The 15,786-nt window shown below is 64.8% G+C and carries 1 protein-coding gene (running past both ends of the window); it reads right to left on the minus strand.

The whole window is internal to a PASTA domain-containing protein gene (locus G503_RS13360) on the minus strand: the coding sequence, 66,816 nt in all, runs 26,305 nt past the left edge and 24,725 nt past the right edge, and what appears here is coding positions 24,726-40,511 — codons 8,242 (partial) to 13,504 (partial); the first complete codon in reading order (the gene reads right to left) occupies positions 15,783-15,785. Both codon boundaries (start and stop) fall beyond the window edges.

Consider the following 15,786-nt stretch of genomic DNA (forward strand, 5'->3'; position numbering starts at 1 on the left):
AAGGCCTTGCCCGTGGCCGGGTCGATGCCGCGCAGCAGCTTACGGCCGTTCAGGCTCGTCTGGTAGGCGCTGTTGGCGCCGCCGGAGCCGTTGGCGTCCACGGTGACGTCGTTGCCGTCCTTGCCGAGCACGTCGTCCTCGGGGCTGCCGGACCAGTCGGAGTCCAGCCACACGTAATCGCCGATGTAGCCGCGGCCGTCGGGGGCGTCGATGAAGGCGCCAGCGCGAGCAACCTCATTCAAATAAGTACCTGCCTGGTCGCCAGCATCGTTCTGGTTCACGCGTACGAGCAGGGAGTTCTGCTGCACCACAGAGCGCAGCTGGTTGGCGCGGTTAAGGCGCTTGTAGTAGGCGGCCAGCTCCTCGGGAGTCTTGTAAGTGCCCTCAGGGTTGGCCAATTCAGCCTGCAGGTCAGTACTCGGGTCACCAGTCTTGGTACCCAGGAACTTGGGCAGGTTCAGCGGCGCATCCAGTTCGTACACCAGGCGCATGTAGCCGCGGGCCTGCACGTGCAGCTCGCTCTTGGGCTGGGCCCAGATGGCGCGCAGGGCACGGGTCAGCTCGGCTTCCTTATCCGGGTTGGCGTTCACGTAGTCCTTCAGCTCGGAGAGCTTCACCATCTGGTAGCTTTCCTTCACCTCGTCGCCGGTCTTGTCGGGCACGGCCTGGCCGTTGACGTACTTGTAGGTGCCGTTGCGCACTTCCTCGAACACCTGGAAGCGGGTGTCGGCCTGGTAATCATTGATGCCGTTATCATTGGGCTTTCCCGCATCAATATCAAGGCGCTCGCCGAACTTGTACAGCCACAGCAGCTTGTCGATCTCGCCGGGCACGATCTCGCCGTTCACCTTCTTGAACGGGCCCACCCAGATGTTCATGTCCAGGCCGTCCACCAGCGGCGTGCCGTTGGGATCGGCCGTACCGCCACCGGCTGCGGTGTAGCGGCGCACCTGGATGGAATCCAGGTTGGCCAAGGTGCCGGCCCACTTGGAGGCACGGGGCTTGGAAGGCTCCATAGTGTTGTTGTTATTGAACACGTCCACGTCGTCCTCATGGGGCAGCATGTCGTAGAACACCACGTTGCGGAAGCGGGTCGGCGAGTTCACGCCGCCCTCGCCCACGCCCTCGGGGTTGGTCACGGTGTTGTAGTAGGTGTAGCTCGTGCCCTCGGGAACGCCGGCCGGACCGTTCTTTGCCCAATTAGCCAAGCTCTCCAGCTGGGTGGTGACGGTCTTGTCGGAGTCCACGGTGCCGGCACTCTCGAACTTCAACGTGGGCAGCTGCATCATGATCATGGACTGGCTCGTCTGGTTGTCCAGGTTCACGTCGCGGGTATCGGACACCAAACCGCGGGTAGAACCGTCGGAAGAGGCCGTAGAGGGCGTGTAGGGCTTGAAGTTGCCGGGCTTGTAACCGTAGCCCGAGGTGGTCAGCAAATCCTCGGAGATCAGATCGTTGGCATCCGGGTCGATGGGCACCAACAGCTCCACGATCACGGCCTGGCCGGGCTGCAGCACACCGCGGGCCGCGCCCTTGTCGGTCTTCTGACCAGTGAAGCGCCAGTTCATGAACTTACGGGCCAGGTTGGAGCCGGCATCCACGCCGGAGGCCTTGTCCACGATCTTGTAGGCGCTGCCGATCACCGGGTCGTTCATGCGCGGGGTCGACTCGGACAGGGTGGTCTTCACCGACTCCACTTCCAGGTAATCGGTCATATCGGCCACATAGTAGGTCCAGATGGGATCCTTGTTGTCGATGTTCACGTAGGGCCTGCCCGGAATCCACTCGGAAGTGTAATCCCAGTCGAAGTGGCCGTAGGCGCGCTCCCACATGGTCTTCTCAGTGCCGTCGGCGTTGTACTTATCGGCCTGCAGGTCGTTGTAGGACACATAGGTCAGACGCTTGCCCTTCGGCGACACCAGGTTGCCCGATGAATCGAAGGAGAAGCCCTCCACGAAGGGCAGCACCTGGGAGATCTGCGGGTTGGCGCAGGAGTCCTGCTCGTAGCCGGTGTAGTTCAGCGCCTTCATCTGGTTGTCGGACAGGTTGGTCAGCACGATCTTGTAGCGCATCATCAGCGACGAGCCCTTGTTGATGGTGCTCGCGCCGCGGGTCCAGCTGTAGCCCTCGGTCGGATCGGCCTCGGCGTAGCCGGAATTGCGCGACGAGCCGGAGAAGTAGCCCTGGAAGATCTCCAGCGCCAGCACCGGCGACTCGGCCGTGCGGATGAAGCCGCCGCGGGAGCGCTCGGTCTCCACGCTCTTGGTGTCGTCGTAGCGCGGGGTGGCGCTCGCGAAGTGGTTCACGTGCACGTCCAGGTCGCTGCCGGTGTCCTCGGCATCGTCAGGCACGCCGTCCACGGCCTGGCCGTGGGAGGGCTCGGTCAGCTTGCTCGTGGTGAACTTCACGTAGGGGGCGTTGTCGGTGATGCCCGCGTGCATCGCGTCCACGGTCTCGGGATGGTAGTTGCCGGCGGCATCGAGCACTTCCACCTTGCCCATGTTGGTCTTGCGGTAGCCCCAGCCCACGTTCAGGCGCAGCGGGTCGAAGTCGTCGGCCTCCTGCTTGCCGGCGGTCTCCACCAGGACGCCGTTGTCGGCCAAATACTTGCCCTTGGTGTCGGACAGCACGGTGCCGTCGTCTAAGGTCGGATCGGTCACGCCGTCTTTGTACTCGGTCTTGGCGGCATCCTTGAACAGGGCCGGATCGTCGTCCTCGTAGATGTGGCCGTTCAGCTCCTTCAGGCCCGTGGCCTTGTCGGGCACCGCGTCCACGTCCAGGCGGAAGCCGTGGGGCACCGGCACCTCGTGGGCGAGCGAGTCGTCCTCCACCGTCGAGCCGGCGGGCACGGCCTTGATCACCCAGCGAATCTGGCGCACCTGCACCGAGTCGTCGTCGCCGACGATCTCCTTGCGAGTGATGGTGAGGTTCTCCTTCTTGGAGATGTCGTAGCCCTCCTTGGCGCCGATCTGCACCCATTGCTTGGCATCGGCGGTGTTGAAGTCGGTGCTCTCGCCGAAGGCCTCGTCGATCTCGTCCTCGCCGTACCAGTAGTCGCGGTCGGCGTCGGACCCGGCCAGGGCGAAGTTCTCGCGGTCGCGCTCCACGTTGCCGTTCTGCTCCACGAACACGTTGCCGGCCGTGGCAAAGTTGGTGGACGACACGCGGGCGAACATGAACAGGCGCAGCTGGGTCTCGGTCTCGGCCGCCTCGTTGGCCGGCTTGGCACCGGGGGCGTTGCCCGCCACATAGGCGCGGGTGTCATCGGTGTACAGGGCGCCGGGCACCTCCCACACGCCGGTGGACACGCTCTCGAAGGCCGACTGGATACGGCCCACGGCGTACTCGGTGTCCTTGGTGAAGGGGGCGTTGGCCACGGTCATGGCGCTCTTGGCCGGGTTCTCCGACGCGGTGGCCCAGAAGGGCACCTGCCAGTCGACCACGAAGCTGTTCACCGCACCGCCGGTGTTGATGGCCTGGGTGAGGTAGAAGCCGTTGGAGCCGCGCAGCTGCACGTCCTGGCCGGAGTACACGTTAAAGTCGGAGTTGTAAATGAGCGTACGGGCCTTCTCCGTGTCGATGCGCACCGAGGCCGAGGGCTTGCGGATGCGGAACCAGCCGGAGGCGTCGGTCACGTACAGATCGTCCAGATCGCTGTCGCGGTCGAAGTTGACGTTGGTGGCCGCATGGTCGGCGGCCTTCTCGCCGGAGCGGTAGAAGCGGTTCACGGACTGGCCGTGGAAGGACGTGCCGATGAGCGTCATGACATCCTTCTTCGGCTTCAGGCCCGTGGTGCCCTCGGTCACCGAGCCGTCGGCACCGGGCGTCACGCTGCCGCCGTTGTCGGGCAGCTGGCCGAGGCCGGTATCGCCCGGGTTCACGCCGGTCAAATCGTCGCCGTCGTAGATGTGGTCCCAGCCCTCTTCGTCCTCGTCGTCGATCCAGTTCAGCTTGGTCTCGTGGGCCGTGGCGTACACCTGGGAATCGTCGCCGGTCCAGCTGGCGATAGTCTCCATCTGCTTCTTGTAGCTGACGAGCTTGTCTCCGTTGAACAGGCTGTCGTCCAGGGCGGTGTCGGTGTCGCCCAAGTTGTCCAGGCGGGTCTTCACCTTCAGGGTCATGGAATCGCCATGGCCCAGGAAGCCGTCGGGATGCACGCCGGCGTAGTAGGCGCCCAAAAGCGAGTCGAACTCGGCGAACTCCGAGTCGGAGGCGTCGTCGGGCGCGGCGATCTCGAAGACCACCACTTCGCGGTCGTGCACGCGGGGCTTCACGGTGCTGTAGGAGCCCTCGCCCTGGTTGGCGTCGGTAGAACCGGACAGCACGTCGGTCACCAGGCCGCGGCTGGCCACGGTATCCTCGATATCATCGGTATCGGCCTTGCCGTAGTGGGCGTTGTTCGCCTTGCCGCGCAGGGCCAGGGTGCCGGTGGTGGCGAAGTTGTTGTCGCCGTAGTTGGGCTGATAGGACACCTTCACGGTCCAGCCCTTCTCCATCAGCTGCTTGGGGGTCAGCCGCTCGGTCACGCGCTCGCCGGTCTTGCGATCGGTGTAGACGCGCTCCACGTAGAAGGCGTAATCGTCATCGGTGTAGTCGCCGATGTACTTGTAGTCCTTCGACTTGGACACGCCCGCGGCATCCACCTGGGCCAATTCCTTGTTGTCGGTCAGCATGCGGTCGTCGTAGAAGGTCACCTGGCTGGGCAGATGCAGGGCGTACACCAGCTTGGCGTGTTTCATGTCGCCCTGAGCCTCCACGATGTCGGTGTAGTCGCCCGGCTCCAGGTAGCCCGGCTCGCCGGGCTTGGCGTTCTCGTCGGCCAGATTCTGCACGGTGGCTGCGAACCACGGGGTCTGGTCGTACTGCCAGGCGTCGTTCTCGTAAGCCGGCAAAAACAGCGTGTCGTGGTTCACCCAGTCGTTCTCCATACCGAACTGCTCGAGGAACTTCGGATCGTAGACGTACTCGTTGAACAGGAAGTAGGGGTCGTTGGCCGCCACCCACTCCAGGGTCTTGCTGTTCACCGAATAGGTGCCGCCCTCGATGTAGTGGTCGGTGCCGTCGTCGTTGAGCAGGTGGTCAGGATCGCGGAAGGGGGCCACGAAGTCCACCGAGCGGTTCACCACGACGCGCACGTCGCTGACCACCTGGTCGCGGCTGAACTCGAAGCGGTCGTACTCGTCGGGCTCCACGGCCACCGGCTCGTCCTTCACGCGCACCAGATCGATCTGCACGTACACGTCCACCGCCTTGGTGGTGGCGTTGCGCACGTAGACCACCGAGCCTTGCTTCAGCTCGCCGTCCACTTCCAGCTTCTGGGCGTTCTCCAGCTTCACGAACAGGCGGTCGGCCTCGGGCTCCAAATAGTCGCCCAGCTTGATGTCGTCCTTCTTCAGCGCACGGGGCACGTAGATGGTCTCCATCACCGGCTGGTTCGACTCGTCCACCATAGGCTCGCCGTCCTCGTCCAGCTTCTGCTGCTGCTTCTCCTCCATGACGAAGAACTCGCCGCCCACAGCGCTCACCTGCGGATAGGCGTCCAGGCTGTAGGTGTACTTGGTGGCCGGCTGCACGGTCTTCTCGCAGATGGTCACCTTCTTGTACGTGCCGGAGCCCGAAGCGGTCTCCACGTACAGCTGGCTATCGGCGTCCAGGGCGCCCACGAGGCTTTCCACGTTGGTGGCGTCCACGGTGAAGGGCGTGTACACGTCCTTCTTCACCATGACGGGGTTGTTGTTGTCGTCATACTCGGGCTTGCCATCGCCATCCAGCTTCGGCTCCTCCACCTGCTTGTAGGTGTAGAAGGTCACATCGTCGAAGGACAGCTCCTTGGTGGTGCCCTCCACGATGTAGCCGTGGGACTCCATGGGGTCGATGGTCTTCTTCGCCAGCTTGGCGCGCACGTAGTTCACCGTGTCGCCGAACTGCTGCTTCACGTACAGGTTCGGGGCACTGGCGCCGCTGTAGTACTCCAGATCCACCTCGGAGGTGAGGCTGACCACCTCGTACTCCTTGGAGGTGCGGTTCTGGGTGTAGAAGGTGGTGCCGAACACGTCCAGGTTGCCCGGGTTGCCGGCCTGGTACTCGAAGTAGCTGTAGGGATCCACCGCCTCTTCCACCTTCGGCGGCAGCATGGTCAGCACCACGCCGACGTAGGCCTCGCCAGAACCGGAGGCCTCGCCCACGTACAGCTTCGCATCGTCATCGCCCTTCAGCTGGGCCTTATAGGCGCGCTCCAGGTCCTCGAAGGTGTAGGGCACCGGCGTGTACACGTCCAACTCGGACACGTGCTTGTAGCGCGGCTCGGTGGTGGTGGCGGGAGGTGTGGCCTGGTCCTCGGGCAGGTAGATGTCCTTGCCGCTGGCGCTGTCAACGCGCTTCACGTACTTCACGCCGGTGTATCCCGCCTCGGCCTCCTCGAAGTGCTTCTGGCGGGTGTAGAAGGTGGTGCCCACGGCCGTCTCGGGCGTGCCGCCGCCCACGATGTCGGTGAGGGTCACCTTGTTGGTGCGGCTGTACTTCTCGGTCACCACGTTGATGGCGCCAGCGTCCACGTCGCCGGTGTACAGCTTGGCCTCGGTGGACTCCACGGTATCGGTGATCTGCGACTTCTTGAAGGTCTTCACGAGCGACCATTCCACCTGGCCGTTCTTGTAGCTCTTCAGGGTGACCACGATGGTCTTGCCATCAGCGCTCACCTCGCGCTTGGCGGTGCGCTGCGGGATGGAGGTATCGGTGGCCTCGTCGTAGGTGTCGTGGTGCATGGTGGTGACCTTCGAGCCGTCGGGACGCTCGGTGCGCTCCACCTTGATCAGCTCGTGGCCGTTGGCGTCGCTCATCACGCGGTCGGTGATGGTGTTGCCGGCCGCGTCCACAATGGACGTGGGCGCGGAGATGATGGAGCCGTCCACCTTGATGATGGAGCCGGCACCCGCGCCCATGCCGGTCTTCTCGGTGCCGTGCACGTAGTTCGGGTCGGTCTTGTCGGCGTAGTTCTTGCCCGTGTCACTCGGGCGGTCGGTGGGGTTCGCCTCCACCTCGTAGTCCACGTTCAGCGTGGGCGACTTGGTGCGCAGCTTCACCGTGGCGTACACGCCGTCGTCGAAGTGCGTGGCGGCCTCGCCGGTCACGCGGCTTTCGAACAGCTCGGCGCGGCTGGCCGTGTTATCGCCCTCGCGATTGAGGTTCTCGGTGGTCGCCTTCGACAGGCCGTACTGGGTGCCGTCGAAGAAGTAGTCGCCCACGAGCAGACCCCGGCCCTGCTCGCGCTGCTGATCGGCGGGCAGCGCCTCGCCGTTGATGCCCACGGTGACCATGTCGGCGCCGTACAGCGGACGGGTGGCAACGGCGTTGCCGCCCAGGGCCAGGCGGCTGCGGGTGGTGCCGTTGCCGTCCTGGTTCTCAGTGTAGCGACCGGAGAAGCCGGCCAGGTAGTTGCTCGGCACCTTCTCGGAGGTGTTCTGGCCGCTGTTGATGTACTTCGCCGGGATGAAGCCCTCGGTGTGGGGCACGGCGGTGTACACCGAGCCGCCCCAGCCCTCGCCCGGAACCGCGGCGTAGGTGTAGTAGGTGGTCTCGGTGGCGTCCAGGCGCTTGTCGGCGGAATACCAACCGGTGGCGCGCAGGTTGTTGTTGTAGGTGGTGGAATTGATGGAACCCCAGTTGGCGTTGTCGCCACGGTACTTCAGCCAGGTCAGCTTCTTCTGGCGCGCGCTCATGCCACCCTCGTCGGACAGCTGCGAGGCAGCGCCGGGAGTGAACGGGTTGTCGGAGCCGGCGCCGGCCAGGTAGTGGGCGTTGCCCGCGGCGTCGCGCTGCTCGATGGACTTGGTCTCCGGCGCGTTGGCCACGGTGATCATGTCGTCGGTCAGGTACTTGTAGCCGTCCACCTTCGAGGTGACGAAGGCGCGGATGTTCTCGTAGGAGCGGGCCATGGCCGCCGGGTCCACACCCATCTTCGGCTCGTCGAAGGTCATGACGTTCAGCTTGAAGATGTCCATGTCGCCCGAGATGATCTGGGTCACCAGGTCGTTGGCGTCGTTGTAGCCGGTGGACGTGGGCTCGAAGCGCACCACGTAGCGGTACTCGGTGGCACCGGTGTTGGTGGTCACGGGCTCGAACGTGCTCGTCACCTTCCAGTTGGCGCTCTTCCAGGCATCATCCCTGTTCAGGTTCACGTCGCGCTCGGTGCCGCGCACGGACACCTTCTCCACCCACAGGCTGTCGGTAGTGCGGGCGTACTGCACGTAGCCATCGGCGTTTGCCGAGGGATCGGCGGCGGCGAGCAGGAAGATGTCGCCCTTGAAGGCTTCCAGCTCGTCGCGGGTCAGCGCCTGGTAGGTGGCGGCCACGGCCGGAGTGGTCAGCTCGTAGTACACGGTACCGGTGGTGTCGGTCGGGTCGTAGGCCTTCTTCACGTAGATGGTGTTGTCGTCGGCGTCGGTATCGGTCACGTACAAGTCGCCGGCAAAGTTCGCCGGGTCGGCCACGGCGGTGAACACCGCGTCGGTGGCCGGGACGTACTGGCAGTAGGCCTTCTCGCCGATCTGGAGCTTGTGGTAGTTGTCGGCATCGGCCTTACTCGGCGTGGAGATGTCCCAGTCGCGCACGTCGACGGCCTGGGTACCCTCGATGGAGTAGGGCTTCTTGGTGGTCTTGGAGTACAGGGCCACGCCGTAGGGCAGCACCACGGTCACCACGGGCAGGGTGAGCGAGCCCTTCTGGCCGCCGTCCACGGCGTAGTTGTTGTGGTAGGCCGAGGTGTACACGGTGCGGTCATGGTAGCCGCCCACTTGCTCCCACTGGTAGGGCTGTTCATCGAGCCAGTAGCGGTTCTCCACGTGCACGTTGATCTGGCGCGTGTCGGCCTCGGTGTCCACGTAGTAGGTCTCGTTCACGGCGATCACCGAGTCGGAGGTCTTCCCCACCTCGGGCTCATAGGCGCTCACGGTGTTCCACACGCGCACCAGGGGCTTGCGCATCACGGCATGGGTGCCCGTCTGGGCGTACAGCTTCACGCCGCCCTTCAGCGCGTCGGTGTAGTCGATCTTCTCGTTGTCGGTCAGACGCAGGCCCATGTTCTTCAAGGCCTTCTGCTCGTCGTTGGTGGCGAAGGACTCATCAGCGGCCACGGCGTTGTTCAGCACCGTGTAGCCGTTCACGGCCGGCATGTTCGGCGAGCCGTAGAACTGACCGTACAGCGGGGCGTGCACGCCCAGACGGCCCTTGGCGATGAGGGTCCAGTTGAAGTCCATGCCGAAGGGCTGGACGTTCTGGCGGCGGGTCTGCAGGGCCGCGCCGCCCTCGTAGGTGTCCACGTCGTAGATCTGGTAGAAGGCACTGGAGTTGAAGGGCTCCTTGCCGGGCACGGCAGCGGTGGTCTCATCGCCCGCCGTGCCGGCCGTGGCGGCGTCCACATTGCCGGTGTTGTCCAGATCGTCCCACGGGGCCGTGAGCACGCGGTCGTACCAGGCCTCGGCCTCGTTGTTGCCGAAGATGTGGCTGCGCAGGTTCACGCGCATCTTGTAGCCGCCCTCGGCGTAGCACTCCTTCATGGACACGGGGTCCAGGTCGGTGCCGTTGGCGGCGTTGTCCACGGCGCGGCCGAACCACTTGCCCAAATCCTGCTTCACGGTGATCTTCAGCACCCAGGGCTGGCTCGCCTGGGTATAGGCGGCGCCGGTCATCTTGGCCTTGTCGGCCACGATCTTGCCGTCCACCACGGTGTCGGCGCCCTCGCCGAGCACCGAGGCAGTGCCGGTGGAGGCGTTCACGCTCGTGTAGGTAGAACGCTCCACGTGCTCGGAGTAGTCCACATCGGCCGTGGTCACGTTGCCCGTGCGATAGGCCGCCGGATCCTGCTTGGCCGCCGGGGCGTCGTAGCCCTTGTATTCGCCGTAGGGCGTCTGCACGATCTCCACGTCGATCAGCTCGTCGGGGATGGCGGCGTAGGTCTCGCTCACGTAGGGCGCGCCGTCGTTGTCAGCGCCGATGCCCTTGGAGATGCCGTTCACCTTGCTGAGCAGCTCGGCGCCCACCTGAACGGTGCCGTCGTCGTTCAGCACGGGCTCTACGCCGCGCGGCATGATGTAGGTGAACTCCACGCCGTCCAGGTTGCGGTCGCCGTAGTTGTAGGCGGTCAGCTGGCTTGTGTACTCCTGGCCCAGCTCCAAGGCGTCCTCGTACTGGCCGAACTCGATCTGCGAGTCGGCGGCGTACTGCCAGTGCTTCAGATCGTTGGCCCAGGACACGTCGTAGAGATCCTTGTTCGGGTCGGTGTAGTTCACATCGTGGGCCAGGGGGAAGCGGGTGTTCAGGGCCAAGCTGCCCGAGGAGCCGGTGGACAGGGTGGTCTCGTGGCTGTACTTGCGCGCGGCCTTGTAGTCGTCGGTGCTGTTGGCAGCGCCCACGCCGCGATCGAAGTCGCTCACCATCTCGGAGGTGGTGGCCAGCCACGCCTTCTGCATGTGCAGGCGGGTCTGAGACCACACGAGCGGGGTGGGAGAGAGCGCCTCGGCGGCGTCGCGCAGCGGCGAGTCGACACCCATCTTCACCGTGGTCGACTGCACGTCTCCCACACCGCCAGCCTTGGTGGACAGGGCGTCGGCGATGCGGCTCGATGTGACGAAGCGGAAGTAGTCGCGCACGTAGTTCTTATCGACCACCGAGTAACCCTGGGCGTTCAGCTGCCAGGAATCCGGCGTGGTATAGGTGTACTCCATGGGCAGGTGGTTGCGGCCCAGCTCCATGGTGGCCGGCTTGCCGGCTGTGGTGAGATAGCTCACCTTCTGCATGTTGTTGGTGGTGATCACGTCGGCGTCCATGAACTGGTTGTTGCGGCCCGAGGAGCCGTAATCGTTGGCCGCCGTGTAGCCGGCGGTGTTCACCACGCTCTCGCCGATGGCGCCCGAGCCGTTCTTCACCACGTTGGACGCGGTGCCCGGGATGAAGGTGTAGGTATGGTCGAACATCTCGTAGGTGTCCACGTTCTTCGGCTTGTCGGCCGTGAACGCCGCCTCGTGCAGCAGCGAGTCCATGTCCATGAGCACGTTCTCGTTGCAAATGCGGTTGCCCGTCACCGTGCCGGTGCCGAACGGATCCAGCACGGCGTTGGACAGGCCGAAGTTCGCGCTGCCCGGGCCCGGGTTCACGAAGAACGAGCCGGCAGCGCAGCCGGTGTGGCCGCAGTGCAGGTGGTAGCTGGAGAAGTAGTACTCGCCCAGGCGCGGCAGGTAGGCCGGACGGGTGCCCGTGGTGTTCGACACGGCGTTCGGATCGTCCACGCGGGCCGCACCCACGGTGGCCGTGGTCGTGGAGGCGTCCAGATCCTTGAACACCTGGGGCAGGTTCTCGGTGGCGGCGCGCACGGGGATGGCGATGGACAGGGTGTCGCCCACCTCCACCACGGTGCCGTTGTTGCCGGGACGGTCCACCGGGCGCAGCTGCTGGTGCTTGTCGGTGGGCACCGTGCCGTTCTGGGGCTGAGTGCCGTCGCACAGTTGAGAGCCGGTTTTCAGCTCGTTCTCGGGCAGGAAACGGGTGTCGGCCGGATCGGTCGGATCGGCCACGCCGGCGATACCATCATACTGGTCATCCATGACCCACTCGATCTTGAACAGACCGAAGGTGGTGGTGTTCGATACGCCCTCATCGGTGGGCACGATGTCGTTGTAGGTCTTGCCCGCGGTGTAGTTCGAGGAACCGCCCAAGGTGCAGGGGTTCTTCAGGCCGCCGTTGGGGCACACGCCCAGCTCGTGGGACTCGTAGTTCATCGATCCGCCGTAGTCGGGCGCGGTGGTGGTGCCGTCGCCGTCGGCAGCCTCCTCGCTGACGCCCACGAGCGTCACCTTCACCTTGAGGCCGCGGGTGCGCTCGGCCGTGACGTCGTTGCCGTAGCGGTCGTACCAAGCCAAGCTCTCCAGGGTGCCGTCGGCCGCGCGGGTGTTCAGCACGTTCTCCAGATACTCGGTGGTGATGTCCTGGCCGATCTGGGAAGCGGCATCACCGTAGCTGTTGCCGCCGTAGGCCGCCTGCTTCAGATAGTCCATGGGGATGCGCTCGTAGAACACCGGGTTGTAGATCTCGCCCTCGCCGGCGCTCTCCTCCTGGGTGCCCGTCACCGAGGTATTGGTCTTCACCGGGGCCGCGTCCGCGCTGCCGTAGTCGAAGGAGGCATCGCCGTCGGCGCCGTTCACGATGGAGAAGTTGCGCAGGTAGGCGGTGTCGTCACCACGGCTCACCGAGCCGTCCTTGTGGTAGGTGAACGTGATGGTGTAGGTGCCGGGGGTCACGTTGTAGGTGGCCGTGGCCCAGCCGCCCATGTTGCCCGACCAGCCGCTGAAGTTCGAGCCAGTGCCCGACGAGCTCCAGTTGATCGTATCGTAGTTGCTCTCGGAGGACACGAAGTACTGGAACGACAGCGTGGTGGTGCTGTACACCTTGAAGCTCACGCTCATGGAACCGTTCGAGCCATCGGCATGGTTCGTCGAGTAGTACTGGGCACCACGGTTGTGCGAGTCGCCCTTGGCCCAGGTGCCCATGTTGTACTGAATGGCGCTGGCGGCCACCGCCAGCTTGGCGTTGATCAGGGTGTCCTTGTACCAGAACGTCTCGCCGGCCACATAGCCCACCTTCTGGGGGGCGTTCTCGTTGTACAGGGCCGTGGCCTCCTCGCGCGTCTGGAACACCTGGTTCTGGAACTGCGCGTTGGGGGCGCGGCGGTACACGCGGAAGTCGGCGGAGGTCTGCCACTGGTTCTGCTTCGTCTTCCAGCCCAGATGCTGCACGTTGGTGGAGGCGGCCTTGCCGGCCTCGGTGCCGTTCACCGTGGCCGCCTTGTCGTACAGCGGGCCGTCGAAGGGCAGCGTGGTGGTCTCGTTGTGATGGTGGGTGTAGGCCACGTCCACGGCCACGTTGCCGGTATAGTAGTTGTTGATGTCGCTGTGGGTGGTGGAAAGCAGGTCGCGGGTGTCGTTGAAGCGCGCCACGCCGTCCAGCACCACGTCGTCCAGCTTGAACGGGTTCAGACCGTCGGCGGTGGCCGGGATATCGTAGTAGGTCCAGCGCATGGCCTCGGCCTCGCGGAACAGGTTGATGTCGATGACACCGGTGGTGCCCGCCACCTTGTTCGAGCGGCCGGCCATGTAGCTGGTCAGGGCCTTGTGCTCCTGATCCTCGGTCAGCCACGCGCCCACGAGAGCCGTGTCGGTCACGGCCGGCGCGGTCACGTTGCCCTCCCCATCGGTCTCCTCGGGCGTGACGGTGGTCAGATACACCAGGTCCACCGCGGCCGCATCGGCCTCCATGATGGCGAGCACCTTCGCGCGGTCGGCGTCGAAGGCAAGCGGCACGTAGTACTCCACCTTGATGTTCTCGCGGCCCTTATTCGTGCGATGGGCCGTATCCCCCGCGCCCTCGGCGCTTGCCGGGTAGCGGTCGCCGAAGATGGTGTCGTAGCGGTGCTTGGGCGTCACGTCGTCCAAGGCGGTGTTCTGGCGATCGCCGCCCGGGGCCATGGTGGTGTTGTCGGGCAGGTTCTCGGGGTAGGCCAGGTTGTGGCCGTACACCTCGAAGATGCGCTTGCCCTCGGGGCGCTGCAGCTCGTCGTTGAAGCGCTCGGTGAAGCGCACCGTCACGCGGATGTCGTTGGTGTGGAAGGTGGGGTTCGCCAGGTTGGAGATCTTCACCTTCAGCGGGTTGCCGTCCTGGTTGGCCGTGGTGTTACGGGTGGGCGACACCTCGGGGTACTCCGTGGTGATCCGCACGTCGTTTAAGTGGTCGTCCTTCACGTCGCTCATCACGTCGCCGCTGTTGGTGATGACGTCGGTCGGCTTCGTCAGCGTCGTGCCCTTCCAACCGGCGATCTGGGCCAGGTTGGGGTCGGTCAGGTTGCCATCGGCATCGGTGACGCCGTCCAGGGTGGTCATGTTCTTCAGCTCGCGGTCCTCCGCCGTCACCTTGATCAGCTGATCGCCGGCCGTGGCCGGGTCGAAGGGCAGGGCGACGCCGCTCGTGCGGTTGGTCACCGTAGAATGGTAGCCGTTGGCGTTGGCGCCGTTGCTGTAGTACTGCACGTTGGATTCCACGAAGGCGCCGTACTGGTCCTTGCCCGACAGGTTCGCGTCCACGTGGTCCTTGTGGTGGTACTCGATGACGTCGCGGGCCTCGTCGTGCATGATCTTGTAGGTGGCGTCGCCCCGGTCATCGGCCTGCTGCACCTTGTACTGGGTGTAGCCGTGGCGCGGCTTGGCGGTCACCTCGAAGGTAGCGTTGATCTTGTCGGCGTCGTAGGCCGGCGCGTCGGCGTCGTTGTTGAAGGCGCCGTTCACCGTGTCGTTGTAATGCTCGTCGGCTTCCAGCTCGTCGGTCATCTGGGTGATGACGCGCAGATACACGCCCTGGCCGGGCTGCACCTGCTGGGTGAGGCTGCCCACCGAGAAGGCGAGGCCGCGGTTCGAGGCCGCGTACTCCCCTGCCACGCCCTCCACGAGCGACTGGGCCGAGGGCCCGGCCGTCAGCGTGGCGGGGTTGTCGTGGGGGAACTTCGTGAGGTCGGTGGAAGCCGGCGCCACAGCCATGGTCACGTTGTCCGAGGTCGTGGTGGTGCCGTCGCCGTTGTCGGTCACGATGGCGTCGCCCAGAAGGCGCGCGGTCACCGTGGCCGTCTTGTCGGCCAGCTTGTTCTCGTTGTCGTCGGTCACGCCCCACACGGTGTCGTTGCCCACCGAGTTCAGCGACAGCTTCGCCGCGCCTACCTTCTCGGTGACCACTTCCCAGCCCACGATGCGCTGGCCGCGGCCCACGGTGAAGCGGGCGTCCACATGCTGTAAGGGCAGCATGGAATTCAGCGTGGCGCCCACGTACAGGGTATACTCCAAGTAGTCGCCGGCGTACAGGGCGCCGTCGGGAATGTCGTTGGCGATGCCGTCGGCATTGGCCGGCTGGTAGCTGAAGATGTTGGTGACGGAGCGGTCGTCGGCGTCGTAGGCGAACACGGTGTCCTTCTTCACCGGGTAGGTCTGGGTGGCCGTGATCGGGTTTCCGTCGCCGTCGGTGCCGTTGTTGTAGGTGCCCGAGGCGCTGCCATGGCCCACGGGCTGAATCTTCGTACCGCGCACGTAGGATACGTCCATGGTGCCCAGCTTGTGGTCAATGCGGTAGGTGGCCGTGTCGTCGTTGGAGATGACGATGGACTCGGTGTTGGGATCCTTCGCCTTCAGGTCCACCGTCAGCAGGTGGCGGGCGTCGGTGCCGCGGAAGTGGCTGGCCTCCTTGCCGAAGGTCGGCGTGGAGTTGTAGTCCCAACGGGCCGCGTTGTCCTTGTCGCCGTCAAGCACATTGTTCGGCGTGAGAGTGTTGGTGGCCGCAGTGGCCGCCAAAAACTGGGCCACGGGGCGATCAACGAAGGTGCCGTCGTACTTGAAGGCGTAGTTCAGCAGCATGTCGTCGGCGGTGGGCGTGGCGTTGTTGGCCGCGCCCACGTTCACCTGGCTGGCACGGGCGAGCCACTGGCCCGAATCCAGCAGGGTGTTGGTGAAGCGGCGGTTGGCGTTGGGCGCCTCGAAGGTGATCTGCAGCGAGGTGAACAGCGCCTTGGCGTACACCTGGTCCACCTCGTCCTCGTCGTAGGGGTCGGCCGCCGCACCGGGGTTCGCAAAGCCCGCGATGGAGTTGGTGGCCTCGGTGGCCCGATAGGTGCCGAAAGACAGGGCATCGCCGACGTTCTTCTGAACCTCGGTCACCTTGCCGTTGGCGTCCTTCAGCAGGATGTCGTTCTTAATGGTTAAA

This window comes from Adlercreutzia mucosicola DSM 19490, from assembly GCF_000422625.1.
Classification (GTDB): domain Bacteria; phylum Actinomycetota; class Coriobacteriia; order Coriobacteriales; family Eggerthellaceae; genus Adlercreutzia; species Adlercreutzia mucosicola.